The sequence below is a fragment of the Rhizobium sp. 01T437 genome (assembly GCF_056398505.1).
Window position 1 is genome coordinate 38074 of sequence record NZ_JBFTPM010000001.1, and the last position, 23557, is coordinate 61630.

The window sequence follows — 23557 nt, forward strand, 5'->3', positions numbered from 1 at the left end:
CCGTGCCGACTGAAGCAAGCGCACAGACCCAGATCTCCATCAGCGTTGGCACCAATCTCAACAGAGGCAGAGGGATTACCTGTAGTCAGGGCGAGAGGCTGCTCCGCAGTCGCGGTTTCAGGGACGTCAGGCGGATCGATTGCCGTGGTCGTTTCTTCGTTTATCGTGCCCGGAGAGGCAACAGCCGGTTCGAGATTTCCATACGGCAGCGTGATGGCCGCGTTGTGGATATGCGCCGCATCGGTGGAAGGCGATAGTGCCTGGAAGGTGAGACCCACGATCTGCACGCGCTTGCTCGGTTCTGGCGCAAAGCTGTTCTGAGCGCATCCACCAAGGTTGGTGGCATCTGCTGGCGAATTCCGCCCTCGTCAATCTCCCTCCTTGGGGGGGCCGAAGCAGGGGGCGAGGCTCTTGCCCTGTTCCCGTAACGACCCATCTCCCTGACGGTCACAACCGGGAACATTACCCATGCCAACACAGATCCTCTTCATCCAGGGCGCCGGCGATACCACCCACGACCAGTGGGACAACAAGCTCGTCGACAGCCTCGCCCGCGAACTCGGCGAGGCCTATGCTATCCGCTACCCCCGCATGCCCGATGAAGCGGACCCGCATTATCAGGCCTGGAAAGCCGCAGTCGTCACCGAGTTCCAGACCCTCGAAGACGGCGCCATCCTGATCGGCCATTCCTTCGGCGGCACGGTGCTTCTCCACACGCTTGCCGAAGAGTGGCCGGCATTCGAGCCCGGCGCCGTCATCCTCATCGCGCCGCCCTTCATGGGGGCCGGCGGATGGGAGAGCGATGAGATCGCCGGGCGCGATGACTTTTCCGAAAGCCTGCCGGAGGGGCTGCCCGTGCTCATCTATCACGGCAGCGAGGATGACACCGTGCCCTTTGCCCATATCGAGGCTTACGCCAGGGCGATCCCGGATGCTGTCCTCTGCTCGCTGCCGGGGCGCGATCACCAGCTCGACAATGATCTCGCCGACGTGGCCAAGGATATACGCTCGCTGGCCGCATAGGCCCGCCGGCCGCCATTCCACCACTCAACCATTGGCATCGCATCTTCCCGCATCGCTGAAATCAAAGCCGATGCAGGAGTTGCCGCATGATATCGAGATATTTTGAAGCAAGGGGCGAGGCGCCTTTCCGCGCGCCTGCGCTGATGCCGGGCGTCCGCCGCCTCGATGCCATCGGCAGGCTCCAGCCGCTTGCCGGCCTCCTCCTCGCCGCCGGCTTCGTGCTCTCGCTCGCCGGCCGCTATGAGGCTCAGCTCATCCGTGCGGAGCGCCTCCAGCAGGAGGTTATCGGCCGATGAACGCCTTCAGCCTGCGGTTCGATTTCGATGAACTCGTCATCCCCATCCTCGGCCGGAACGATAATGGCCTGCTGCTATGCTGCTCGGCAGAACTCTCGGGTGATCATGAGGGGTTCAGCGTCGAGAGGATCCATCTTGCCGAGGGCACGGTGCTGCACCCGACCGGCAATACCGAATCCGGCAGACCCGCGCCCTTTGCCGACGAACTCTTCCGGCGCATCGCCGCCGTCATCGGGAACGACAAGACGGTTCTCGGCCGCCACGCGGCAATGGAATGGGCCGAGCTCGTGGAGCGCCACAGCGAGGCAGCCTGAGCGCCGTGTGCCGATGCGGAACATAAACCTATCTTTGTTTGCTTTCGCGAGTTCCCGGTCCCTGAAAAGTCTCGTCTGATATGGATCGTGATCGATGATAGGAATAATTTCCTTGATTGTTGCCGGCATTGGCAGGTACAACCCTATGACGGCGGCGATATCCAACAGGAGAGTTTTACATGCATGCCTGCCCGCTCGAAAGGAGCGACATCACTACCATCAAGGCATTCGCACACGAGACGCTATCACGGTGGATCGCAGCTCTATCTGCTGTGTCCGATGATGTTTATCACCGCTCGGCGGCATGCTTCCAGCCGGCAGAAACGCCAGCCATTCTTGCGCCCAATGGGTGGCGTTCTTGAAGGATATTCCCGAAGACCTGATGGCAATTGCTTCGGCGATCGGCCGGGAACGTGCGCGGTGCAGGCGGGCGGTCGAGGCATGGCGGACGCGGCTGGCGGCTGGTGACGATCTCGGCCGCAGCATCGAGCTGTTGCTTGCGCGGATCGAGGCGGGTGGCGGCACGATGCAGCAAGCGCCGGCCGGCGACGACGATGCGGTGCTTGTTGCGCTCAGGCGCAAACTGCATGAAGCCGCAAGGGTGGCGGAGCGGCAACTGCTGGCGATGGCTGATTGCACTGATATCGCGCAGGAGGTAGCCACTATTGAGGCGATCCTGCAGCCGGGGGAGGTGATTGCCGACTGCATGCTGTGTCTTCGCCCGGTGACATCCGGGGGTGTCGAGGCCCGGCTGTGCGCCGAGGTCTGGAAGCGGGGGGAGTATATCGGGACCTATCTGGGTGGGGAATGAATGCGAGGGTGGTCAATCTACGGATGACGCCTTTCGGCCTAACGAAACATCGAACCTTCGCGTCCAACTGGTGGGGATGACGAGCCTGGATAAGCGATGAACTTTCGCATCGCTTCGTTCAAGATTGTCGTCATCCCCGCCCAGATCAGCCTGCGGTGCCTGGCACCGGCGTGTTGAGCAGCTGCTGTTCCCACAGATAGGCGATGCCGCTGCCGGCCGCGTGCTGCACTAGCACGTCCGTCATCTTGCCCGCAGTTTCGAGACGGGCCCAGTCGCGCTGCCATTCGGCGGCCAGCGCCAGCCATGTCATCATGTTCGCGCCGGCCGCAATCATGCGCTGGATGGCGACCGCGTGGGCCTCGACCGAAACGGCGCCCGATGCATCGGTGATGACAGTTACATCCCAGCCTTCGCCGAGGGCCTGGATTACCGGCATGGCGACGCAGATCTCGGTCCATAGACCAGCGATGATCAGCTGCTTGCGGCCCGTCGCCTTGACCGCATCCACAACCTTCTGGTCCTCCCAGGTGTTGATGAACGTCCGGTCGATCACCTCCTGGCCGGGAAACACATCGGTAATCTGCGGGAAGATGAGACCGCCACGAGCAGCGACCACGCTGGTCAGGATGGTGGGGACGCCGAAAGCCTTGGCGGCCTTCGCCAGGGCCGTCGCATTGTTGACGACCATCTGAGGTTCGTGACTGTTCAGGTTCGCAAGCTGGTAAGGCTGGTGGTCGATCAGCACGAGTACCGAATCTTCGGGACGAAGAAGCGAAGCAAGGCCATTACGAAAGGTCATGAAGGGATCCTCTGCTGCCGTCTGTTTGAGTTTGGTTCGACGAAAGACCTGCGCTGGCAGCCGCGCCGCCTCCGCGCGGGACATTGTCATTCCCCTTTGCGATACGGTAGTGCTCGCTTCTGCCATGCTGTGTCGCGCAACGGGGAACGCTAAAATGGATATCGAAGAGCTCAGGACATTCGTCGAGGTCGCCGATGCTGGGGGTGTTTCGCCCGCTGCGCGCCGGCTGGGCGTCACCAAGTCGATCGTCAGCCGGCGGCTCGCCCGGCTCGAAGCGGACCTCGGCGTCCAGCTTCTGGCACGTACGACCCGCGGCGCGGCTCTCACGGAGGCTGGGATAACCTTTCGGGATCATGCGGCGAGGGTCTGTGCCGAGATCGACATCGCCCGGGAAACGATCCTACCCGCCGGCGATCTTCGCGGCCGCCTGAGAGTGGCCGTTCCGCTGTCCTTCGGCCCGACCCACTTCGCGCCCGTGCTCGCGGACATGGCGCAGCGCCACCCGCAGCTCCAGCTCCAGACCGTCTATAGCGATCGTTTCGTCGATCTCATCGCCGAGGGTTTTGATTGCGCGATCCGCGTCGGCTATCTGCAGGATTCCAACATGATCGCGAGGCGCGTCGGGCCGATCTACGGGAAGCTGGTCGCAAGCCCCGATTATATCAGGGCGCATGGGGCCCCCGAAAAGCCGGAGGATCTCGCCACCCACGAGGCCCTCATGCAGGGAACGGAGGCCTGGCAATTCATGGATGGCGAGGAGATTGTCACTGTTTACCCGCGGGGGCGCTTCAAGGCCGACAACGCCTTGGCTCTGCTTGCGGCTGCTTTGAAAGGGCTAGGCATCGCCTGGATTCCCGATGGCGTCATCGATGATCATGTCGCCTCCGGCGCGCTGGTTCCGGTCATGCCACGCCATCCGCCCCCTCCGGCAGGCGTCTATGTCATACGCCCGCCAGGTCAGTATCCCGCGCGGAAGGTGCGCGTGCTGACCGACATGCTGATCGACTGTTTCCAACAGGCGCATGACCCTGCGGACGAAGGTCGCTGAGGCAGGGAACTGACCGCGATCACAGCCGCTTGGCCATCCAAAGGTGCGGCTTGCCCTCGTCCTCGTAATCGACATCGCTGATCTGCCTATAGCCCTGCTTGGCATAGAGATCGTGCGCGTATTCCTGGGCATGCAGCTTCACCAGTTTGGCGCCGGCCTCGCGCGCGGCCTCGTCGCTCGCGGCGATGATCACACTCGCCAAACCCCGGCGGCGAAACGCCGGCATTACGGCTACACGGCCCAGCAGGTACGTTTCCCCTGCCGTCACGCCCTCGTCGAACGCGCATATGGGCGAGTGTGGGCTCTCGGGCGAAAGTGCGCGCTTCAGTGGCTCGGGGAACAAGCGGGAGCACCCCGCCAGCTCGCCATCGATATAGAGCGTCACGTGCACGCAGGCAGGGTTGTCGTCGATGCTGTCGAACTCATTTTCATAGCCCTGCTCGTCCATAAAGACGGTGCGCCGCACCGCAAAGGCGTCGTCGCGCTCGTTGGTCTTGATCTGCTGAGACATGAAGGCCCCCTTATCCGTCGGTTCGCTTGCGCAGCTTTTGTCGGGAGGCAAACCGTGCCACCTATATTTCCTGATTGTATCGTTTCGCCGCTCCTGGTCACTGCGTGGTTCGTCCGCTTTTGGCGCGAAGGAGAAGTCGCGCAATGACCGCCCTCGGCCCATTGCGGACTTTTGGTTGTCACAGGTGCTGTGGCTGTTATGGACTCTCTGTCCAAATTTCACTGCTGACAGGCCGCCAAAGTGAACGAACCTTATAACACGACAATCATTCAGACTATCATCGGTGCTTTGAAGGAGCTGGAACGAGACGACGATGTCATCCTTCTAGGACCATCACCTCGAAAGGCCGCCGAGAAAATCGCCGCGGAATTAAGGTCGGTGGTGCCAAATCCTGGCCTCACGCCAGAGGAAATGCACGGCGTGCGACTGCTGATCCTTCATGCGATCTCTAACAAGTCATTTTTTGACTGGGAGATGCCGACGCTTACGGGATTTACTGCTGCGCAGTTTCAAGAAATTGTAGAAAAGCTTCCTCGCGAATGACCGCAAATGGCGCGAAGCGGCCACGAACTTCCTTCGGCCGCTGGCGCTGCTGTCGAATTCCGGTCTCCTGCTGTACCCACGCTAAATCGCCGGCAGCATCCCGCCATCGACCCTGAGATTCACGCCCGTAATATATCCCGCACGCGGGCTGACGAGAAAGGAGACGGCGTCGGCGATTTCGTCCAGCGTTCCCACCCGGCCAAGCGGCACCTCGGCGAAGAGCGGCAGCACCGCCTGTTCGATCGTCTCCCATGCGGCATCCGCAGCCACGCCGCGCTCACCCGCCACCTCGCGGAAGCGGGCGTCCAGGCGGGCGCTGCGGATCGTGCCCGGCGAAATCGTATTGACGGTCACGCCCTCGGCCGCCACCGCCTTGGCCATGGAAGAGGTCATGGCGTTCATGGCGGCCTTGCAGGCGGAGTAATCAGGCCTGCCGGCAGGCGGCATCAGGCCAGCGAGGCTTGAAATATTGATGACGCGGCCGAAGCCCGCCTCGCGCATGTCAGGCAGCAGCCTTGTGGTCACCCTCACGGCGGCCAGGACATTGCGGTCGTAAGCTGCGACCCAGGAGGCGGGGCGGCTGTTTGCCCAGTCCTCCGGCTCGCCCGAGCCGCCGGCATTGTTGACGAGGATGTCGATTCGGCCGGCAAGCGCCTGTGCCTCGTCGATCAGGCGCTCCACCTCGTCATCGATAGTGAGGTCGCCGGTCACCGCATGGGCGCGGCCGCCTTCGGCAATGATCTCACGGGCCACGCGCTCCGTTTCGGCCCTGTCACGGCCGTGGACGATGACGGTGGCCTTCTCGCGGGCGAGCCCTCTGGCGATCGCTTCGCCTATGCCCTTGCTGCTGCCGGTAACAAGCGCCGTCTTGCCGTCGAGTTTCAAATCCATCGCGGTGTTCCTATCTTGGAGTGGAGGAAAGCACAGAAGAACAGGACGATGCTCGACACAATTACGCACTTAAAAGTGCCTGTAGAACAGGAAGAACGCTCCGTCTGCCTCGGGCCTGACGGCTCCGTCGCGCATGTGACGCGGGTGCTCAAAATGATTAGCGGGCGCTGGAAGCTGCCGATCCTGTTCCGGCTCTTCGCCGAGCCCTCGATGCGCACCCTGAAATTGAAGCGGGACATGCCGGGCATTTCGCAGAAGATGCTGACCCAGCATCTGCGGGAGCTGGAGCAGGACGGGCTTGTCGAACGGCGGGATTTCGGCGAGCAGCCGCCGCGTGTGGAATATCAGCTGGCGGAGGCGGGAAGGGCGCTGATGCCGGTGCTGATGGCAGCGCGGGAATTTTCGAGGGGGTATGCGGGCACTGTTCCAGCCGCTCAGGGGGCAAAGGATGATTGCTGAGAGGATGTGGTGAAAACCCCTCCCCAACCCCTCCCCACAAGGGGGAGGGACTTAACCTGCCGCACCCGCTTTCCAAATCCCCGATGTTTCGGGAGGAGTGAGGCGGTGCCACGAGAAGCCCCTCCCACCTGTAGGGAGGGGTTGGGGAGGGGTCTTTTTTCGAGGCACGGGCGGGGTCTGTACCTTTCACGTCCCCCCAAAAGCAAAACGGCGCCCCTTGCGGAGCGCCGTCGCCTGCTTAACGCAGAAAGACCTGAATCAGATCAGAAGGCCTGGATGTTGACAGCCTTCGGGCCCTTGCCCATGCGATCCGGCTCGGTGTCGAAAGAAACCTGCTGACCTTCGCGGAGCGACTGGATGCCAGAAGCCTGGAGAGCGGAGATGTGGACGAAAACGTCCTTCGCGCCGCCTTCCGGCGTGATGAAACCAAAACCCTTGTCCTGGTTGAAGAATTTTACGGTGCCCTTAGTGGCCATGGGGGATAGTCCTTTTCCCATTGGTAGTTAGTTTATCCGCACCCCCGGCGGTGGGGAGGCGGACGGCTTTAGCTTTCGCGTTTCGGCCCTGGAGCCCGGCGCGAAGGGTCAGTCGAGACGTCACGTACGGGGAAAGAACATCTACGCGCATGGGTGTCACCCATACCGCCCTACCGGAGTTGGCGCTCCGAAAGGGCATTACCACTTCAGTCCAGTCACCGGCATGCGAAATGCCCGAGTGTTGCAGTTGGTGCCAGCATTTCGGGCAAAAAGCAAGCGGCAATATTGTGGCATGTCTTTCGCGGTTGCGAGAATGGGTGATGATTCAAATGGTTGGCAGAAGATTAGCAGAGCCTTGCAAGGTTGTGCCAATACGGGACGAGGCGAGATTTGCAACCTGAAGGCGGCGGGCTGCGTCTTCCGGCTGACGGGCTCCCGTTTCCCCTGGAATCCCGTTTATCAGCGTGCGGAGAGAAGGGTGGAGAAAGGCGGTATGATGCAGCAAATGCCACAAGCCGCTTCACGGCGGTTCCAGCGGCCATTTTGCGCCCAAAGCGGCCATGACGTGGGCGGTCCCGATCATCGAAGTGTGGCGACGAGAGCCTTCAATCTGGTGGCGAAGGTAAAAATGTGCGATTATCAGTCAAGGCGACTGCTGACACCTCGGCAGACGCCAGGGCAAGTATTTCATTGCTAGCCATCGACGCTTCGATAGCGGGTACGCCTGTCGCCACTCTATGGCGAATAATCAGCGCGGCATTCATTCAGCCAACATACCCGACTTCCCACAACACCATGCCGCGAACTGTCACAACATCAGATCGTCTTCGGCCGAGAGGATGGGCATCCTTCTGCTCTAGGAGGCAGTGCCAATGGGGCCGAGCAACGAGCAAACTCAACGGAGGATACACCATGAGTGCCATGAGAAACCTTTGCTTTGGTCTGCTGGCTTCCGCGTGCGCAACCGCACTGGGTGCACCGGCAGTCGCGCAGCAGCAGTCAAAGCCCAACATCCTTGTGATCATGGGCGACGATGTTGGTTGGTTCAACATCGGTGCCTATCACCGGGGCATCATGTCCGGGAAGACGCCGAACCTCGACAAGCTGGCGTCCGGTGGCATGCTGTTCACCGACTATTATGCCGAGGCGAGTTGCACTGCCGGCCGGGCGAGTTTCATCACCGGTGAAATCCCATTGCGCACTGGCCTGACGACTGTCGGTCAGGCGGGCGCGGATGTGGGTATGCCGGACAAGGCTGCAACCATCGCCGCCGTCCTCAAAACCGAGGGCTACGCCACGGGCCAGTTTGGCAAGAACCACCTCGGCGATTTGAACAAGTTTCTGCCAACGCTCCATGGCTTTGATGAGTTCTTCGGGTACCTGTACCACCTCGATGCGATGTCGGACCCCTACTGGTATTCCTTCCCGAATGACCAGTCCTACCGTGACAAAGTCGGGCCGCGCGATTTGGTGCACAGCTTTGCCACTGATACTGATGACGCGACCCAGCAGCCGCGCTGGGGCAAGATCGGCAAGCAGCGGATCATCGACGAAGGCCCGCTGGCGCCATACCCGGATATGTCCAACGTGCCGAACATGCATGACATAACGCCCAAGGCCAAGTACGACATGGGAACGTTCGACGAAGTGCTGGTCAAGGCTTCCTGCGACTTCATGGACAAGGCCAAGACCGAAGGAAAGCCGTTCTTTGTCTGGCATAACACGACGCGCATGCACGTCTGGACGTTCCTGTCTCCCAAGTACCAGGCTTTGATGAACAGCGAGACCAATTATGGTCTCGAAGAAGCCGGTATGGCGCAACTGGACGACAGCGTCGGTGCCATCCTGAAATGCGTGGAGGACGCGGGCGAGACCGACAACACCATCGTCGTCTTCACGACCGACAATGGCGCAGAAGTATTCACCTGGCCTGACGGTGGCATGACCCCGTTCAAGGGCACCAAGGGTACTGTGATGGAGGGCGGCTTCCGCGCACCCGCTATCATCCGCTGGCCGGGCAGGGTCAAGCCGGGCACTGTCGAGAACGGTATTTTCTCCGCTCTGGATTGGTTCCCCACGCTGGTGGCGGCGGCCGGCAATCCCAACATCACCGACCAGTTGCTCAAGGGCGTGAAGCTGGGTGACGTGACCTACAAGAACCACCTCGATGGCTACAACCAGCTGGACCTGCTGGAGGGCAATTCACCGTCCGCACGTCATGAATTTTTCTACTTCGGTGGCCCTGCTCTGGGTGCCGTACGCCTCGACGATTTCAAGTTTCAGTTCTTTCAACAGCCGCAGGGTTGGCCCGGTGCGAAGGTAACGACTGATATGCCCACCATGGTCAATATCCGTCAGGATCCCTTCGAGCGAACACCGTCGATTGGCGAACAAAGCCTCAATGACCTGGGTGGGGGCTACATGAATGACTTCTTTGCTCGCGAATTCTGGCGCTTCGTCAGTGTTCAGCAGGAAGTCGCCAAACTCGCTCTTACGGCGGTTGACTATCCGCCAATGCAGGATCCGGCCTCCTTCAACCTGGATGCTGTGAAGAGGCAAATAGACGCGGCGATCAAGAACAAGCCAGGCAACTGATCGAGAAAGGGTCGAGACGACGGGTGGCCTGGAAGGGCTGCCCGTTTGTTCTTTTGCCTGGGTTCAGCCCTATCCTCCACTCTATCGCCGACCAGCGCAGCAGAAATCGCACCCGTTAACCCCTTGCCTGTGGGAAAATCTACCCCGTTCCACAATTTCGTCCCGAGCGGCCGCAATTATGGCAGGGTGTTTCGGGGCTTGATGCGGCGCGAGCCAGCCGGTAGGTCTCGGAGGGACGAAGCAGTGAATGAAGGAAGTGCCGGCGTGATCGATCCCTATGCCATGCTTGGACTGGAGCGTGACGCCAATGGCGAGGCGATCAGGCTTGCCTGGCGCAAGGCCGCCAAGGGCGCGCATCCGGATGCCGGCGGCGACACCGATCATTTCAACCGGCTGCAGATCGCCTACGAACTCCTGCAGGATCCCGTGCGCCGGCGCGTCTACGATGATACGGGCTACGATCCGCAACTGGCCGACCCCAAGGATCTCGAAGGTGTCCTTATGCTGGAATCACTCGTCAACGAGGTGATCCTCGACGAGCGCGAACCCGGCAGCTTCGACCCGGTCGCAGCCATGCGCCGCAAACTGTCGGACGATATCGTCAAGAGCCGCTTCCACATCCTGGAGCTCGAACGCCACCGCGCCCGCGTGCGCAAACACATAGACCGCCTCGGCCGCCGCCCGGAAACCGACGTGCTCGGCTCCATGCTGCGCGCCCGCAGCGAAGCCATCGCCGACGCCATCCGCAAGACTGAAAAGCAGATCCAGACGATCGAGCATACCTATACGATGCTCGAGGGCTACTCGTATGAGGTGGAGGTTCTGGCGCCGCTGGAAGAGGTGGATGCGGTGGAGCCGCAGCGCGGAGAGGCTGCGGAGTAGGGGAACCTCACCGCAGGAGATCATCCGGCCTTGCTCGCGCGCATGATTCCGATTTTCGGGCCGATGCTGTAGCCACCCGGATGGCAGGGGCGTGAGCCCAACGGATTTCCGTACAGCATGTCCGGCATGTGATATGATTATCCATGACCTATTCCCTGAAGGATCTGGACGTTGCGCGCCGGCAAGTGGTTGCCGACCGGCAGATGATTTCGGCGCAGGAGATCCTGATCGACGGGATGCTTACGCGGGGAGAGCCGGCGGGGCTGGCGCGGGAAAGGCTGGTCACGATGACCGAGGATCTGCGCAACCATCGCTTCCATCAGGATCTGATCCAGGCGGCGATCCGGCTGCAGCGCTGAGCCTGCCGTTCATGCCGCGGGCCTCCACCGGGCGCGGATTGCTCGCGCCTCGGTTTCTTCTTTGGATTTTTGGTCTTTCCCATCAGCCGCGCGGGCTTTCTTGTGGGCTTCGCGTGCTCTCCCGTCGGCTTCTCTCTCGGTGGCGATCTTCTTTTTGTGGTCGTCGCGCGCTTCCTCGAGTTCTTTGATTGTCGGAAGATCATTGCCGGCCGGAGCCTTGTCTGACGGTCCGGGCTGGTGGCCGTTCAGGGTGGCGCGGGCAGCGGTGGCCTGGGCGATCAGTTCCACGGCCGAGGGGCTCCTTGCCGGGCGCTTCGCATTGGCGTTGTGATGCCTTCCATCCCTATGAGAGGCAGGTTTGTCGGGTGTGTTTCCAGGCATGTTGCATGCCTCCTGTTCGTGTCTTGAAGCCGCCGCCCTTCATCGCTCCTGCGCCGGCGCTGCTTGGCGTGCCGTATCGCTATCGAAGGCGGGTATCCCCATGGTCTCAGCGGTCTGCCGCTGCCGGACGGGGATTGACGGTCATGGCGCCTGATCGCAGCCAGAGATCGTTGCGCTCATGGCGCAGGCGAATTTCTGTCTGTACATGATCATCCTCCGGGAAGGATTGGCGAGCGGGTGGCCTGGGTGAGCGGTCGGTGGGGCAAGCGGCCGGGGATTTCTCGCCGGCCTCGTTTTTGCGGGGGCGAAACGCTCAGCTCGGCTTTCCAAGAGCGATCTGGCAGGCCTGCGCAAGGTCCGCGTTCGGTTCGGTGGTGCCGAGCGGCGTAGCCCAGCCGGCCTTCTTGATGATGTCGCTGCGTCCATAGGTGCCGGCTGCGTTCAGCTCGGCCATGATCTGCGCCGAGGCCGGATCGCTCTTGGCGCGGTCGAGGCAGTAGGGTGTCAGCGCGGCGGCGATCGCCGAGGTGCGCTCGATGCCGGCCGCCTTCTGGGCGCTGCCGCTGGTCACCCAGCCTCCCCAGCTGAAACCCACAATCGCCAATGCGGCCGCGCCGCACACGGCGCCCCACAGGCCGGGGCGAAGCCATGTTATATTTTGCATCACGAATTCCAATCTTTAAAAAAAGCACGCGATTTCGCGTTCTTAAATAATAACACAATAAAAAATCTGCGTTTTGTTTATTATTTTATTTGATATTTCTGTTGTAATTGTTCAATTATATTTAAAAAATTCTTTGGATATGAGTGTAAAAACTCGATAAAACTGCTGTTTTATATTTTCGTCCTAATCGCGACTCAATTGGGGCGCAATGATATCCGGTCGTCGTTTGGCCATATGGCTCTCGCCGGTGTCAGAGACTTAGAAGGCAGCCACGCTTCCGAATTCCGATTGCCAGACCGATGCCGTAGCCCGATGAGGCTTTCACCCGGCTGCGGTCAACCGCCTTCACCTGGAGCCTGTCACCATGTCAGCCTACGCATCGTCAACACGCACAACCAACACCATCGTCCATTTCTCCGCCTCCTTCACGCTGCCCGATCTCGTTGGTGAGATCCATCCGGCCGGTGATTACAAGATCGTGCAGGATGAGGAGCCGATCGAAGGGCTTTCGCGCATCGCCTACCGACGCGTCGGAACCTTCATTCATCTGCCCTCGATTGCGGAAGGCAGCCGCTTGCGCCGGATCGTGAGGATCGAGCCCGCACTTCTCGACCATCTGCTGGAGACCACGAATGCGACGGGGGGGCTTTCCTCATGACCGTATTCGAAGATCGCGAGAAGGCGCTGGAGCAGATGTATTTCCTGGATTCCGACATGGCTTTCAAGGTGCGGTCGCGCCGCGACCGACTGCTCGCCCGCTGGGTCTGCGGCATGACGGGCACAGACAGCGAGGCCTATATCGGCGAGATCATCGATCTCAGGCTGACCGGAGCCGATGATGAAGGCGTGATCGCCAAGATGGTTGCGGATATCCGCGCCGCCGGGAAGGATGTGGACGAGAAGGCGCTCAGGGAGCGCATGGAAACGCTGACGGCCGCCGCCATGCGGGATCTCGCTCGACCTCTGTGATCTTCTCGGCGATCGGCCTGTTTGAACCGCAATCGCTGTCACCCCACCGTGACACCGCTCCATACCAGCAGCGGTCGCCGGAACATGCGCCTCTCCGCCGCATTGCCTTGACCGTCGCTTCACCCAAATTGCGTGGTGAAGGTGTCAATGTCGTACCATGCATCCGCCAGAGGTCGTTCAGTGAAAATCGCGCGGTTTCTCTTCTGCCTCGTCGTCTCCCTGGGCATCGTGCCGCAGGCCTATGCCGACGAGCTGGTTCACTTCGACAGTGCCACCGTCAAGCCAAGTCCATTCCGCGAGCGCAAGGCGAAAGAACAGGGCGTAGCGCTGCCATCACCGCAGGCGACCCCGCTCATCGGATATCTCACCCGCCCGCCGGGCGATGGGCCGTTTCCGGCTGTGGTGTTGATGCACGGATGCGGCGGCATTCATGCCCATGTGAAAGAGGTCTGGCCGGAGCGGCTGGTCTCCTGGGGTTATGTCACGCTCGTGGTCGACAGTTTTACTACCCGCAACATCGAGAATAGCTGCAAGACCTATCTTCCCGATCGGGTGTTCGATGCCTATGGGGCGCTGGACTTCCTGACGAAGAGCGGCTTCGTCGATGCCAAGCGCGTCGCGCTGATGGGCTTTTCGGCAGGTGGGATTGCGACGCTGGAGGCGACGAAGATCGAGGGCAATGAGCAGCTGATGGACGAGAAATTCAGGGCGGCGGTTGCCTATTATCCGGTCTGCGCGCCGCATGAGAGCGATGCGACGGTGCCGACGCTGATCCTGAATGGCGATCTCGATGACTGGAGCCCGGCGGAGCGCTGCCGGCAGCGCGTGTCGCGGCTCATCGGCAAGGGGCCACCGGTCGAGCTGCATATCTATCCCGGCGCGCGTCATGATTTCGATGATGAGGCCGTGACCACGCCGAAGACAGTGTTCGGGCATGTGGAGGAATATAACGCGGCTGCGGCGGAACAATCGATCGCCAGCATTCGTGGCTTCCTGCAGAAGTATCTCGCAAACTGAAGCCGGGGCGCCAGCGGCCCTGAAGCGCGACGGCGCAGGAAAAAAGCCCGGCGGGGTTTTCCGGGCTTGAGGTCGAATGCGGGCGTGGCGGCTCGTTTCCGCTGCGCCTCTGTGTTCGGCCTTTGCCCCTCTGGCCGTTTCGAATGAAGCGGTCACCGGCCGAAACCGATTGAAGCTTAAGATGGCGCGCGCTCGGAGATTGAAAAGGGGAAGGGAGCGCGGCAGGTGAAAATTGCCGGGAACAATCTTGGCCACGCGCTGTTCACTAGAGATCAGCAACCGAATGCTCTCAGGAGAAGACCAATGCGCATGAAAATTGTCGCAGCATCGCTGCTGGCCCTCGGCATGGCCACATCCGCCTTCGCCCAGTCCAACCCGGCCCCGACGGCCCACACGATGGACAAGAGCACCGTCGATTCCGGCGGCGGCGCCGGCATGGGCGCGAAGAAGCCTGTCGTTACGGACAAGACCAAGACCGGCAGCACGAAGATGGGCAGCATGAAGATGAAGAAGCTCAACTGCAACGGCGAAGCCGCCAGCAGCACCGGCACCGGCAAGCTGCAAACCCAGGGTGGCACCAGCAACGCCACCCCGATGGACGAAGCCTGCGCGGCGCACAATAATTGATCCCCAGAGCCTGATACGGCGCGGGTTGAGGACGCCTGGTCATCATGGGGTGGCCGGGCGTTTTCTCGTGGGGGTGGTTTGCCAGGATGGTAGTCGCAGCGGAGCTGATGGGTGGCGCGCTAGCAATCCTCTCCTCCGTCATTCCTGTGCTTGTCACAGGAATGACGGAGGAGAGAGAGGCGTCAAGTCCTCAATCGACGCCCATCACCCCAAACCACCCATAGCAACCCGAAAATATCCCGCTATGCTGCCCTCGACACCGAAGCAGACCTGGGAGCAGAACCCGCGTGCCGCATATCTACATCGTCACCGATTGCGAATTCGACGGCCCGATACCGGGTACCCATTCGATGCTGTCCTTCGCCTCCGTCGCCGTTTCCGAGACCGGCCAGGCTCTCGGCGAGTTCGAGGCGGTGCTGCAGCCGCTCGAGGGCGCGGGGCAGGACCCTGTGACGACGGCCTTCTGGCAGGCCCATCCGCAAGCCTTTGCGGCCGCGACTGAAAACCCCGAGCCGGCTGCCGAGGTCATGGCCCGCTTCATCGCCTGGGTGAAAGAATTCAAGGCCGAGCCGATCTTTGCCGCCCATCCCGTGGCGCTCGATGGTCCCTGGCTCGATCATTACCTGAAGCGGTTCAGCGGCCGGCCGCTGTTCCAAGGGCCGTGGATTGCCGATCGCCTGTTTCGCCATCCGCCGCTCTGCATCCTGTCGCTGGTGGCGGGTGCGACGGGCCGCAAGCCGTGGGAATGCGATATCGCCCATTATCCGCGCGAATGGCTGGGCAATATCGAGCACACGCATCGCGCCATCGACGATGCGCGCGGCTATGCCAATCTCCTGCACTTCTTCCTGACCCGGCGCGAGCCCGGCGGCGGCTACCGGCCGCTTCTGTCGTAGCCCAGGCCTAGGTCAGCTGTACCAGGCCGGCCTCCGTCGGCCTGAAACCGCAGGCGCGGTAAAAGCCGGTCAGATGCGGCTCGAAATCGACATGCAGCCATTCGGCGCCGCGCTCCCGGGCAATCCGCACCGCCTCCATTACCAGCGCGGTCGCAATACCCTGCCGGCGGAGATCCGGATGAACTGAAGTATCGAGGATGAAGGCGTGGATGCCGCCATCCCAGGCGACATTGACGAAGCCGATCAGCCGGCCCTCGTGGTAGGCGCCGAGATGGGCAAGGCTGCGCGGCAGGATGCGGGCGAGATCCGGCGCTTGCGCGCCATCCCAGGCGGCGGACCAGAGAGCGGCGAATTCATCGGGCGTGGGGAATGGGTCGATGCGGATGTCTGGCATTGCTGGCTATCCGGGGCTGGTCGGTGGCGCTTTTGTCGATTCACGCTACAGAAAATGCAGCCGCTCGGCCATGCTGGCGCGCGGGTTCGGGCTTTCCGAGCCTGCCTTGCGCGACGAAACCGCCGTGCGCGCGCAGCTCAATCTTCCCCATCCGCCTTTCGTCCGGCGATCTTTCTGCTGTGGTCGTCACGGGCCAGTTCCAGCTCTTCCATAGTCGGAAGCGGGCCGCCCGCCGGCGCCCTGTTGTCTGCCTGGCCTTCACCGGGCTTTTCCGCCGCAGCCGCCTCATCGCCGTCCGCATCCAGCGTGGCCCGGGCGGTTTCGGCTTCGGCGATCATCTCGCCTGCTGAGGGGCTTCGGGCAGGGCGGTTCTCATTGGCAGTGGCGTGCCGGCCTGTGGGGGAAGGGGCCGGTCTGGTGATTTCGTCGATTTTCTTGCGCATCACTTATCCGTCGGTCGTGTGGGCCGATCGCGATCGGTCGCGTGTGGGGGAACCGGGCGGCTCGCGCCCGGCAACGCGGTGCGTGCCCGGCAACGTGAAACGTGCCCGGCAACGTGGAACCCGGCGCTGGGGCCGGGCTCCTCGCCTCCGGCCTGCGTTCGAGCGTTGCCGGAGGTCGGCGCGCAGCCGCGCCGAGACGAATGGGTGCGCTAAAGATCCCGCGACAGCTCGTTGTGAACGCTGCGCACGCCGCGCGTTTGCAAGGTCACCTGCTCGGCGAGCGAGATTTCCTCGCTGACGGAAACCCAGCCGGCGAGCGTGATGTCGCTGCCGTGCGCCGTCACGAAAATATAGCTGGGGTCGAGATCGCCCGTATGGGCAAGCGCATCGTAGACAGCCGTTTCGAGATCGGCGTCTTCGGGGTGAGCGCGCGGGCGTCTGCCCACCACGCTCAGATGTTTCCTGTCGACTGACATGTCTCATCTCCGTGCCCGGTTGATCCCGGGCGTGAAACTGAAGCGTGTCGCGATCTCCAGGATTCGCCTGCCACGCTTTACGTTCTTGTCTTGCGCATGTCGTTGTCGCAAACCGCTGCGCACTGTTGCGCGATTGCTCTAGCGGCGGATATCCTTCTCCGTCAGCGTATACCGGTCCTTGCCGCCGCGGCCGTAGACACCGGATGCCGCCTCCAGAATGGCGGGGCGCGCCGCATCGAAGGCGCTGAGGCATTCGGCTTCCGTGCGGCCCGTCTGGGCGATGGAGCGCAGCGCGCTCGCCTCGATCAGAAACCGCACCTCGAACATGCCGTCATAGCCGGAGAAACGAACCCCATCGCGGCCCTCGTCGAAACTACGGCTTCTATTGGGGAAAATCAGGGACATCGCAGTTTCTCCAGAAATTGGTGCCTCCGGCGCCTGCCGGGGACTCATAGGCGGCCACACCTGATGCAGGCGGGATATGCACGGCTGATCATCGAATGCGTCAGAGGTCTTTTTCAGCGCGGTCTCTTAAATGTCTGGGCGTATGAGAGACATTGCTCTTTGCCGGCCCTTGCGGGCGCGGCCATGCTGCTCAGGATCGCTGCGAAAAAGCTGTTCTGCAGAGTGTCGGAAGACAGCGCGTCTTCCCTTGAGGGCATCGGGTAAACCGATGCAAAAGGCGGTTTTATTCCACATGCCGCCATACTGTGGATATGGGGCGCGGGCCGGCCATTACAATGACCGGGCGCTAATAAACCCGGCTCGTTTCAGAGGGTACTGCCGCCCAAAGGCAGGTTCGGCGGCAATGACAAGCCGCGCACCCGACGCCACCTATTGCGCATCGCCCAGCAGCGCGCTGAGGCTCCACGGCTCTTCGCCCTGCTGGTTGGCAATATCCTCCACCTTCCAGCCGCCGTGCTCCTTCACCAGCGTATAATAGAGCGTCACCTCTTCGCCATTGCGGAACTGCACCTCCAGTTCGGCGCGATCGTCCAGCAGGATCGGCTGACCGATCTTCAGGCCGCTCGCCTCGCCATCCTGCCCGGCAATGACGGGATCGAAATCGACTGCCCCGACTTCGCCATCCGGTGTGTTGTCGAGATCGGCTTGGAGCATCTCGTTCAGGTGGTCGGAGAAGAAGGCCGAATAGGGCGAGGGGGTGTCGTCAGGGGCGGTGTCGATATTGAAGGTGTAGAGGGCTTGAAGGAGCGCTTTCGGGGTTTTGTAGGTTGCGGCGAAACCGGGAGAGGCGATCAGAGCGGATAGGATGAGGCTGAGGATCAAGGCGGGGAGGCGCATGCGGGCTCCTTCTGGCAGGTGTAATCGGATGTCGCGAGGGCTATGAAAGATTCAGCGCTATTTTAGATTGTTCGAAATGACGATGTGCATACATATTTACCGTTGTAATTTGGTAGAAGTCGCCTGTAGCATCCGGAGTTGTATTACACGCCGGGGTATCAATGTCGAACTACGATCAGAACCGACTTCGCGCGTTTGCCAGTGTTGTTAGCGTTGACGTCTGGCATCCTCCCTTTAAGCCCGAACGGCGAGAAGTAGATCTCAAAGCGGATGTGTTTTTCTCTGAGGCTCGCGTTGGAGGCGAGGTCGAAAGTCAAGTCGAATTCAGGCTTCGGTTGAAACGTGCGGTTTTGACTTTGATAAAGCCTGAGACCGAGCCTGTAGAAGTGATACGTGAAAGTATTAACAGAGGACAAGCAACTGAAGCCGCAACTTGGACGGAGGAGACCGTAAAGAAAGTTGAAGGAGGCGTGGGAGCGAGCTTAGCGGCTAGTTTCAAAGATGGCAAAATCGCTGGTTCTGGCGATATAAATGCCAAGGCAAACGTCGAAACCTCGAAAATCCGAAAAGAAAAACAGAGTGGTACGCAGCAGGAAATTCGGACAACGTTTGTCTATGACAATATAGATGACTCATTCACCTGGGTCATCGAATGCGATGCCGCGAACTTCCTTAGCGGTCGAGCATTTTCAGGCGCGGATTTACCGTTGCTGCGTTTGAGGGATACCAGAGTTGATTCAGGTCGAGGCATTGCGCCCAACGTCAGAATTGGCATCAAGTGTCTGCGGGAGGATCTTATAATTTCCGACATAAAAATGAAAGAAGGCGTGCCGTTAAAGCAAAAGATTCGAGGAAACCAAGGTAAGATTAAATTAAGGGCGGCAGAGGCTTACATTAGGACGAAGCTTTGCGAAATTGGTCTCGAAGTTGGCGATCTCGGAAGCGATTTCTCAAAACTAATTCTTCTGGATGTTTCAGCAAAAGTTCAGGAATAGATCGTTGCATTGGCTTGATATTGTTACGGATATCCTTTCGTCCAAGACTCATGACTTAAGGGAACTTGCAAAAATTGCCGGTTACGATCCCGTTGTATTGTATCGAGGTACGTCGATGACGGGACTCGATCTCTCCGGCCAAGATTTGACCGGGTTGGATCTATTGGGGGTTGATGAGAACAATGAGGGTGATGAGGAGTTTTCATTAAAGGCGGCCAAGGAAAAGATCATTCAGAATATCGAGATCCCCGCCAGCTGGCGTGAAAAAATTCCGAGCTTTCGCGCAAGTAGGCGTAGAATTTCAAGCATAGAACAACTAAAGAATACACCAAATATCGTTGACGTAAGGCTTTCTGGAACGAATATATTTAATATATCTCCTCTATCTGCCTGCTTTAAGCTTGCAAATCTCGATATTTCTGGAACGATGGTAGAAGATATAACGCCGCTGAGTTCTCTCAATGGTATAATGGAGATAGATATATCAGATACGAATATTTCCGACGTTAGCCCACTTTCCAGTTGTCGAGTTTTTTATTTTCGACTAGCAAATTGCCCAGTTAAAGACATCTCCATGCTGAAAATAGAATTCATTAAAAACATAACTTTATCAGGAACTGCAATTGAAAGCATAGATAATTTGGGGGTGGAATTTGATCCGTATTTTTTAGATTTGTCGAATACCAACATTTCCTCGGTGTCTATATTGAGAGATTCTGGGAATATTAGGCATTTCTATGCTGACAATTCGAAAATTAGATCGTTTTCCCCTTTAGCAGGCAAGGACACCCTCCGGACGCTTTCGATCACGGGCTGTGATGTTGATGATTTCTCTTTCTTGGGGACCATCTCCAATATCGATCGAATCTATCTCGATAGAACCAATGTGAGGAACATAACGCCACTGCGTGGCTTGAATAATTTACGTCATTTGGTTGTTTCTGATACAGCCATCGCAGATATATCGGCATTGAACGAATTAAAAAAATTGTCGATCTTGAATATTTCAAGAACTCTTGTTGAAGATATTTCGTATTTGGGAGCCTGCCATAATCTAGAATTTCTCGATATTTCTGGAACGCGGGTTAAAAAATTGGACTCATTGACGGGTTTCGATCGTCTTGTTCATCTTAACATCAGTAATTGTAAATACATTAGCCTCGAAGAGGTTTATAATCTTAAGGTAGGAAATATTGTCATGAAAAATATTTCTGTCGCTGATTTCAATCTTGATCTGGTTAATGATAAGCTTTTCAGCGTCCATCTTTCCGAAGATCCTTATTCTATGACAACTTCTCCGAAGGGATGGTCAAAACAATTAACCCGTGACGGATATTTCTATTTTAGAGTATAATCCGCATCCGCAGGTTGGCTTCAACGCCCCGGCCGCCCAGTCTTACCCTTCGTCCGGCTCTTGCGCTTCTGCTCACCCGGATCCTCATAACTCCCGACACCCGTCTTCCCGCGCACCAGCGGCCGCACATCATCACGCTCCGGCTGCCCCTCAAGCAGCGGCGAAAACCGCTGCGTGCCCTTCGCCGCATCCGGCTTCTCCGGCACATGTCCCGTCACCGGCTTCTCCGTCCGGCCCACGGTCATCTCATCCAGCGTGTTGCGGCGGAAGAGGCTCTTGCCGTTGGCGTTGCGGCCGCCCATGTCGTCCAGTTCCGGCTTGGCGAAGTAGGAGGGCGCGGCGCTCTCCGCCGCCTTGCCGTTCGATTTCTCTCCCTTCGAGGGAAGGGACTCGCTGACGGCCTTGGCGTTGCGGCGGATGCCTTCCATCGACTTGGCTTCCTCGCGGGCCAGCGGGTCGTCCATGGCGGCGAGTTCGACGGCCTTGAGGCGTTTGATTTCGTCGCGCAGGCGGGCGGCCTTTTCGAAGTCGAGGTCGGCGGCGGCGTCGCGCATGCTCTTTTCCAGCGCGTTGAGATGGGTCTGCAGGTTGTTGCCCACCAGGTTGCCGCCATCGGCGAAGCCCTTGCCTGAGGCGCCCGAGATATCGGCGCGCACGTGGTCGCGCTCGTAGACCGAGTCGAGGATATCGGAGATCTTGGCCTTGACGCTTTCGGGCGTGATGCCGTGCTCGGTATTGTAGGCCATCTGCTTTTCGCGGCGGCGCGTCGTCTCGTCCATGGCGCGCTGCATGGAGCCGGTGATGTTGTCGGCATAGAGGATGACCTTGCCGTCGACGTTACGCGCGGCACGGCCGATCGTCTGCACCAGCGAGGTTTCGGAGCGCAGAAAACCTTCCTTGTCGGCATCGAGAATGGCGACGAAGCCGCATTCGGGAATATCCAGGCCCTCGCGCAGCAGGTTGATGCCGACGAGCACGTCGAAAGCGCCGAGGCGCAGGTCGCGGATGATCTCGATACGCTCCAGCGTGTCGATGTCAGAGTGCATGTAGCGCACGCGCACGCCTTGTTCATGCAGATATTCGGTCAGGTCCTCGGCCATGCGCTTGGTCAGCACGGTGCAGAGCGTGCGATAGCCCTTGGCCGCCGTCTCGCGGATTTCGCCGAGCACGTCATCCACCTGGCTGCGGGCGGAGCGCACCTCGACGGGCGGATCGATGAGGCCGGTCGGGCGGATGACCTGTTCGGCGAAGACGCCGCCGGCCTGTTCCATTTCCCAGCCGCCGGGTGTGGCGGACACAGCGATCGTGTCGGGGCGCATGGCGTCCCATTCCTCGAAGCGCAGCGGGCGGTTGTCCATGCAGGAGGGCAGGCGGAAGCCATATTCGGCCAGCGTCGCCTTGCGCCTGAAGTCGCCCCGGTACATGCCGCCGATCTGCGGCACGGTGACATGGCTTTCGTCGATGAAGACGATGGCATTGTCTGGCACATATTCGAAGAGCGTCGGCGGCGGGTCGCCGGGGTCGCGGCCGGTGAGGTAGCGCGAGTAGTTCTCGATGCCCTGGCAGGAGCCGGTGGCCTCCAGCATTTCCACATCGTAGCGGGTGCGCTGCTCCAGGCGCTGGGCCTCCAGCAGGCGGCCGGCCTTTTCCAGCTCGGCAAGGCGAAGCCGCAGCTCTTCCTTGATGGATTTGATCGCCCCGTTCAGCGTCGGGCGCGGCGTCACATAGTGCGAATTGGCGTAGATCTTCACCGATTTCATGTCGCCGGTCTTCTGTCCCGTCAGCGGGTCGAATTCGGTGATCGCGTCGATCTCGTCGCCGAACATGCTTATGCGCCAGGCGGCATCTTCCAAGTGGGCCGGAAATATCTCAATGGTATCGCCGCGCACGCGAAAACTGCCGCGCTGGAAATCCATGTCGCGGCGCTTGTATTGCTGGGCCACGAGGTCGGCCAGCAGCTGGCGCTGGTCCAGCTTGTCGCCGACCGACATCTGGAAGGTCATGGCCGTATAGGTTTCGACCGAGCCGATACCGTAGATGCAGGAGACGGAGGCGACGATGATGCAATCGTCGCGTTCGAGCAGAGAGCGCGTCGCCGAGTGGCGCATGCGGTCTATCTGCTCGTTGATGGAGCTTTCCTTCTCGATATAGGTGTCGGAGCGCGGCACATAGGCTTCCGGCTGGTAATAATCGTAGTAGGAAACGAAATATTCCACCGCATTGTCGGGGAAGAAATTCTTGAATTCGGAATAGAGCTGGGCGGCCAGCGTCTTGTTCGGCGCGAGGATCAGGGCTGGGCGCTGCGTTTCTTCGATCACCTTGGCCATGGTGAAGGTCTTGCCCGAGCCGGTGACGCCGAGCAGAACCTGGCTGCGCTCGCCGGTTTCCAGCCCGCCCACGAGATCGCGGATCGCCGTCGGCTGGTCACCGGCGGGCTCATATTCGGAGTTCATGCGGATGGCGATGCCGCCTTCGGATTTGTCCGGTCGGGCAGGTCGGTGGGGCGTCCAGATCTTGCCGTTCTTGTGCAGCGGGTTGCCGCTCTCGATCAGCGCCGACAGCGCCTCGACCGTGGCGGTGACGCTGCCGGGCGCCATATTGCCGGCATCCTCAAGGGAAATATCCAGGCCGGCAACGGGGTTGAGACCGGCGGCCGCACGCGTCTTCGGATCGCTCGACCCGCCGATGGAAACGCCACGCGCCGTCTTGCTGACGGTGGCCTTCTTGTTGACGCTGACAGCCTCCGTATGCTTGCGCGCCTCGTTCTCCACCTTCTTGCGGTGCTTGCCCGCCTTGGAGGCGATTTCGCGCTGGCTCTCGACGCCGGCCTGCTCTGCATCCGCCTCGAGCTGCTTCACCCAGTCGGCCACGGAGCCTGAGAGGGGTGCGCCTTCGAAAGACGATTGGGGGGCTTCCTCGAAACCGGTCGAGGCGGGAGATTTCTTCGGAGATTTTGCCATGCGCGGAATATGGCCGTTGTCATGGGGAAATGGAAGGGGTTGAGAGTACAAAAGGGAAACGAATGAATCGTT

General features: G+C 60.1%; 29 protein-coding genes. 17 read left to right on the forward strand and 12 right to left on the reverse strand.

Features of this window, described 5'->3' with window-relative positions:
- The first annotated feature begins 468 nt into the window (after nt 1-468).
- From AC1DM5_RS00180 to AC1DM5_RS00195, 4 genes are all read left to right on the forward strand, one after another.
- The gene (locus AC1DM5_RS00180; protein ID WP_477823006.1) at nt 469-1023 is read left to right on the forward strand and encodes an alpha/beta hydrolase; all 555 of its coding nucleotides are present in this window, start codon (nt 469-471) and stop codon (nt 1021-1023) included.
- Between the two features lie 86 nt (nt 1024-1109).
- Complete coding sequence (locus tag AC1DM5_RS00185) at nt 1110-1319, forward strand: hypothetical protein (RefSeq protein WP_477823007.1); 210 nt, start codon at nt 1110-1112, stop codon at nt 1317-1319.
- Nucleotides 1316-1633: a hypothetical protein gene (locus AC1DM5_RS00190; protein ID WP_477823008.1), complete on the forward strand. Its 318-nt coding sequence runs from the start codon at nt 1316-1318 to the stop codon at nt 1631-1633. The genes AC1DM5_RS00185 and AC1DM5_RS00190 overlap by 4 nt, the downstream gene beginning before the upstream one ends.
- Before the next feature lie 358 nt (nt 1634-1991).
- Entirely contained in the window at nt 1992-2444 is a 453-nt protein-coding gene (locus AC1DM5_RS00195; protein ID WP_477823009.1) for a hypothetical protein, read from the forward strand.
- A gap of 145 nt (nt 2445-2589) precedes the next feature.
- On the opposite strand, the gene AC1DM5_RS00200 is transcribed toward AC1DM5_RS00195, so the two are convergent.
- Nucleotides 2590-3243: a hydrolase gene (locus AC1DM5_RS00200; RefSeq protein WP_477823010.1), complete on the reverse strand. Its 654-nt coding sequence runs from the start codon at nt 3241-3243 to the stop codon at nt 2590-2592.
- A 154-nt stretch (nt 3244-3397) separates the two neighbouring features.
- Between AC1DM5_RS00200 and AC1DM5_RS00205 the strand changes: the two genes are divergently transcribed.
- Complete coding sequence (locus tag AC1DM5_RS00205; protein WP_477823011.1) at nt 3398-4291, forward strand: LysR family transcriptional regulator; 894 nt, start codon at nt 3398-3400, stop codon at nt 4289-4291.
- A gap of 19 nt (nt 4292-4310) precedes the next feature.
- Here the strand turns inward: AC1DM5_RS00205 and AC1DM5_RS00210 are convergent, their stop codons facing one another.
- The gene (locus tag AC1DM5_RS00210) at nt 4311-4802 is read right to left on the reverse strand and encodes a GNAT family N-acetyltransferase (protein WP_477823012.1); all 492 of its coding nucleotides are present in this window, start codon (nt 4800-4802) and stop codon (nt 4311-4313) included.
- A gap of 240 nt (nt 4803-5042) precedes the next feature.
- On the opposite strand from AC1DM5_RS00210, the gene AC1DM5_RS00215 reads away from it, so the two are divergent.
- A complete protein-coding gene (locus AC1DM5_RS00215) occupies nt 5043-5345 on the forward strand; it encodes a hypothetical protein (protein ID WP_477823013.1) in 303 nt (100 codons plus the stop codon).
- Nucleotides 5346-5426: 81 nt separating this feature from the next.
- On the opposite strand, the gene AC1DM5_RS00220 is transcribed toward AC1DM5_RS00215, so the two are convergent.
- The gene (locus AC1DM5_RS00220) at nt 5427-6236 is read right to left on the reverse strand and encodes an SDR family NAD(P)-dependent oxidoreductase (RefSeq protein ID WP_477823014.1); all 810 of its coding nucleotides are present in this window, start codon (nt 6234-6236) and stop codon (nt 5427-5429) included.
- A 48-nt stretch (nt 6237-6284) separates the two neighbouring features.
- Between AC1DM5_RS00220 and AC1DM5_RS00225 the strand changes: the two genes are divergently transcribed.
- A complete protein-coding gene (locus tag AC1DM5_RS00225; RefSeq protein WP_477823015.1) occupies nt 6285-6695 on the forward strand; it encodes a winged helix-turn-helix transcriptional regulator in 411 nt (136 codons plus the stop codon).
- 263 nt (nt 6696-6958) lie between these two features.
- Here the strand turns inward: AC1DM5_RS00225 and AC1DM5_RS00230 are convergent, their stop codons facing one another.
- Nucleotides 6959-7171, reverse strand: a complete 213-nt coding sequence (locus AC1DM5_RS00230; RefSeq protein ID WP_007818490.1) for a cold-shock protein — start codon at nt 7169-7171, stop codon at nt 6959-6961.
- A gap of 912 nt (nt 7172-8083) precedes the next feature.
- Between AC1DM5_RS00230 and AC1DM5_RS00235 the strand changes: the two genes are divergently transcribed.
- From AC1DM5_RS00235 to AC1DM5_RS00245, 3 genes are all read left to right on the forward strand, one after another.
- Nucleotides 8084-9766 carry an arylsulfatase gene (locus AC1DM5_RS00235; protein WP_477974421.1) on the forward strand — a complete coding sequence of 561 codons (1683 nt, stop codon included), beginning with the start codon at nt 8084-8086 and terminating at the stop codon, nt 9764-9766.
- Nucleotides 9767-10048: 282 nt separating this feature from the next.
- Complete coding sequence (locus AC1DM5_RS00240; RefSeq protein WP_244430578.1) at nt 10049-10648, forward strand: J domain-containing protein; 600 nt, start codon at nt 10049-10051, stop codon at nt 10646-10648.
- Nucleotides 10649-10791: 143 nt separating this feature from the next.
- Nucleotides 10792-11007 (forward strand): hypothetical protein, encoded by a 216-nt coding sequence (locus tag AC1DM5_RS00245; RefSeq protein WP_113325484.1) that lies wholly within the window; start codon nt 10792-10794, stop codon nt 11005-11007.
- A 9-nt stretch (nt 11008-11016) separates the two neighbouring features.
- Here AC1DM5_RS00245 and AC1DM5_RS00250 read toward each other — a convergent pair whose 3' ends face one another.
- Both AC1DM5_RS00250 and AC1DM5_RS00255 read right to left on the reverse strand, forming a co-directional pair.
- Nucleotides 11017-11295 (reverse strand): hypothetical protein, encoded by a 279-nt coding sequence (locus AC1DM5_RS00250; RefSeq protein ID WP_477823016.1) that lies wholly within the window; start codon nt 11293-11295, stop codon nt 11017-11019.
- 406 nt (nt 11296-11701) lie between these two features.
- Nucleotides 11702-12052 (reverse strand): hypothetical protein, encoded by a 351-nt coding sequence (locus AC1DM5_RS00255; RefSeq protein ID WP_007818485.1) that lies wholly within the window; start codon nt 12050-12052, stop codon nt 11702-11704.
- Between the two features lie 364 nt (nt 12053-12416).
- Between AC1DM5_RS00255 and AC1DM5_RS00260 the strand changes: the two genes are divergently transcribed.
- The 5 genes from AC1DM5_RS00260 to AC1DM5_RS00280 all read left to right on the forward strand — a co-directional run bounded on the left by AC1DM5_RS00260 (nt 12417) and on the right by AC1DM5_RS00280 (nt 15561).
- Nucleotides 12417-12710: a hypothetical protein gene (locus AC1DM5_RS00260; RefSeq protein WP_477823017.1), complete on the forward strand. Its 294-nt coding sequence runs from the start codon at nt 12417-12419 to the stop codon at nt 12708-12710.
- Complete coding sequence (locus AC1DM5_RS00265; RefSeq protein ID WP_477823018.1) at nt 12707-13021, forward strand: ATPase inhibitor subunit zeta; 315 nt, start codon at nt 12707-12709, stop codon at nt 13019-13021. The genes AC1DM5_RS00260 and AC1DM5_RS00265 overlap by 4 nt, the downstream gene beginning before the upstream one ends.
- Nucleotides 13022-13201: 180 nt before the next feature.
- The gene (locus AC1DM5_RS00270) at nt 13202-14038 is read left to right on the forward strand and encodes a dienelactone hydrolase family protein (RefSeq protein ID WP_477823019.1); all 837 of its coding nucleotides are present in this window, start codon (nt 13202-13204) and stop codon (nt 14036-14038) included.
- Between the two features lie 303 nt (nt 14039-14341).
- Nucleotides 14342-14665 (forward strand): hypothetical protein, encoded by a 324-nt coding sequence (locus AC1DM5_RS00275; RefSeq protein ID WP_477974423.1) that lies wholly within the window; start codon nt 14342-14344, stop codon nt 14663-14665.
- A 287-nt stretch (nt 14666-14952) separates the two neighbouring features.
- Nucleotides 14953-15561, forward strand: coding sequence for an exonuclease domain-containing protein (locus tag AC1DM5_RS00280; RefSeq protein ID WP_477822219.1), 609 nt, complete (start codon nt 14953-14955; stop codon nt 15559-15561).
- 7 nt (nt 15562-15568) lie between these two features.
- Here AC1DM5_RS00280 and AC1DM5_RS00285 read toward each other — a convergent pair whose 3' ends face one another.
- The 5 genes from AC1DM5_RS00285 to AC1DM5_RS00305 all read right to left on the reverse strand — a co-directional run bounded on the left by AC1DM5_RS00285 (nt 15569) and on the right by AC1DM5_RS00305 (nt 18176).
- A complete protein-coding gene (locus tag AC1DM5_RS00285) occupies nt 15569-15955 on the reverse strand; it encodes a GNAT family N-acetyltransferase (protein WP_477822218.1) in 387 nt (128 codons plus the stop codon).
- A 137-nt stretch (nt 15956-16092) separates the two neighbouring features.
- Nucleotides 16093-16398 (reverse strand): hypothetical protein, encoded by a 306-nt coding sequence (locus AC1DM5_RS00290; protein WP_477822217.1) that lies wholly within the window; start codon nt 16396-16398, stop codon nt 16093-16095.
- Between the two features lie 209 nt (nt 16399-16607).
- Nucleotides 16608-16874 carry a BON domain-containing protein gene (locus AC1DM5_RS00295; protein ID WP_477822216.1) on the reverse strand — a complete coding sequence of 89 codons (267 nt, stop codon included), beginning with the start codon at nt 16872-16874 and terminating at the stop codon, nt 16608-16610.
- 138 nt (nt 16875-17012) lie between these two features.
- Nucleotides 17013-17279: a DUF1488 family protein gene (locus AC1DM5_RS00300; protein WP_477822215.1), complete on the reverse strand. Its 267-nt coding sequence runs from the start codon at nt 17277-17279 to the stop codon at nt 17013-17015.
- A 429-nt stretch (nt 17280-17708) separates the two neighbouring features.
- Entirely contained in the window at nt 17709-18176 is a 468-nt protein-coding gene (locus AC1DM5_RS00305; RefSeq protein ID WP_477822214.1) for a DUF3828 domain-containing protein, read from the reverse strand.
- A gap of 161 nt (nt 18177-18337) precedes the next feature.
- On the opposite strand from AC1DM5_RS00305, the gene AC1DM5_RS00310 reads away from it, so the two are divergent.
- Together AC1DM5_RS00310 and AC1DM5_RS00315 are read left to right on the forward strand one after the other, a co-directional pair.
- The gene (locus tag AC1DM5_RS00310; RefSeq protein WP_477974430.1) at nt 18338-19171 is read left to right on the forward strand and encodes a hypothetical protein; all 834 of its coding nucleotides are present in this window, start codon (nt 18338-18340) and stop codon (nt 19169-19171) included.
- 4 nt (nt 19172-19175) lie between these two features.
- Entirely contained in the window at nt 19176-20525 is a 1350-nt protein-coding gene (locus AC1DM5_RS00315) for a leucine-rich repeat domain-containing protein (protein ID WP_477822212.1), read from the forward strand.
- A 20-nt stretch (nt 20526-20545) separates the two neighbouring features.
- Here AC1DM5_RS00315 and uvrB read toward each other — a convergent pair whose 3' ends face one another.
- Nucleotides 20546-23485 carry an excinuclease ABC subunit UvrB gene (gene uvrB, locus AC1DM5_RS00320; protein ID WP_477822211.1) on the reverse strand — a complete coding sequence of 980 codons (2940 nt, stop codon included), beginning with the start codon at nt 23483-23485 and terminating at the stop codon, nt 20546-20548.
- Nucleotides 23486-23557 lie beyond the last annotated feature (72 nt).

Bases quoted from the DNA above. Each gene is read 5' to 3' on its own strand.
- AC1DM5_RS00180 (WP_477823006.1), top strand. From the start codon at position 469: ATGCCAACACAGATCCTCTTCATCCAGGGCGCCGGCGATACCACCCAC.
- AC1DM5_RS00185 (WP_477823007.1), top strand. From the start codon at position 1,110: ATGATATCGAGATATTTTGAAGCAAGGGGCGAGGCGCCTTTCCGCGCG.
- AC1DM5_RS00190 (WP_477823008.1), top strand. From the start codon at position 1,316: ATGAACGCCTTCAGCCTGCGGTTCGATTTCGATGAACTCGTCATCCCC.
- AC1DM5_RS00200 (WP_477823010.1), bottom strand. From the start codon at position 3,243: ATGACCTTTCGTAATGGCCTTGCTTCGCTTCTTCGTCCCGAAGATTCG.
- AC1DM5_RS00205 (WP_477823011.1), top strand. From the start codon at position 3,398: ATGGATATCGAAGAGCTCAGGACATTCGTCGAGGTCGCCGATGCTGGG.
- AC1DM5_RS00210 (WP_477823012.1), bottom strand. From the start codon at position 4,802: ATGTCTCAGCAGATCAAGACCAACGAGCGCGACGACGCCTTTGCGGTG.
- AC1DM5_RS00220 (WP_477823014.1), bottom strand. From the start codon at position 6,236: ATGGATTTGAAACTCGACGGCAAGACGGCGCTTGTTACCGGCAGCAGC.
- AC1DM5_RS00225 (WP_477823015.1), top strand. From the start codon at position 6,285: ATGCTCGACACAATTACGCACTTAAAAGTGCCTGTAGAACAGGAAGAA.
- AC1DM5_RS00230 (WP_007818490.1), bottom strand. From the start codon at position 7,171: ATGGCCACTAAGGGCACCGTAAAATTCTTCAACCAGGACAAGGGTTTT.
- AC1DM5_RS00235 (WP_477974421.1), top strand. From the start codon at position 8,084: ATGAGTGCCATGAGAAACCTTTGCTTTGGTCTGCTGGCTTCCGCGTGC.
- AC1DM5_RS00240 (WP_244430578.1), top strand. From the start codon at position 10,049: ATGCTTGGACTGGAGCGTGACGCCAATGGCGAGGCGATCAGGCTTGCC.
- AC1DM5_RS00245 (WP_113325484.1), top strand. From the start codon at position 10,792: ATGACCTATTCCCTGAAGGATCTGGACGTTGCGCGCCGGCAAGTGGTT.
- AC1DM5_RS00255 (WP_007818485.1), bottom strand. From the start codon at position 12,052: ATGCAAAATATAACATGGCTTCGCCCCGGCCTGTGGGGCGCCGTGTGC.
- AC1DM5_RS00260 (WP_477823017.1), top strand. From the start codon at position 12,417: ATGTCAGCCTACGCATCGTCAACACGCACAACCAACACCATCGTCCAT.
- AC1DM5_RS00265 (WP_477823018.1), top strand. From the start codon at position 12,707: ATGACCGTATTCGAAGATCGCGAGAAGGCGCTGGAGCAGATGTATTTC.
- AC1DM5_RS00275 (WP_477974423.1), top strand. From the start codon at position 14,342: ATGCGCATGAAAATTGTCGCAGCATCGCTGCTGGCCCTCGGCATGGCC.
- AC1DM5_RS00285 (WP_477822218.1), bottom strand. From the start codon at position 15,955: ATGCCAGACATCCGCATCGACCCATTCCCCACGCCCGATGAATTCGCC.
- AC1DM5_RS00290 (WP_477822217.1), bottom strand. From the start codon at position 16,398: ATGCGCAAGAAAATCGACGAAATCACCAGACCGGCCCCTTCCCCCACA.
- AC1DM5_RS00295 (WP_477822216.1), bottom strand. From the start codon at position 16,874: ATGTCAGTCGACAGGAAACATCTGAGCGTGGTGGGCAGACGCCCGCGC.
- AC1DM5_RS00300 (WP_477822215.1), bottom strand. From the start codon at position 17,279: ATGTCCCTGATTTTCCCCAATAGAAGCCGTAGTTTCGACGAGGGCCGC.
- AC1DM5_RS00305 (WP_477822214.1), bottom strand. From the start codon at position 18,176: ATGCGCCTCCCCGCCTTGATCCTCAGCCTCATCCTATCCGCTCTGATC.
- AC1DM5_RS00310 (WP_477974430.1), top strand. From the start codon at position 18,338: ATGTCGAACTACGATCAGAACCGACTTCGCGCGTTTGCCAGTGTTGTT.
- uvrB (WP_477822211.1), bottom strand. From the start codon at position 23,485: ATGGCAAAATCTCCGAAGAAATCTCCCGCCTCGACCGGTTTCGAGGAA.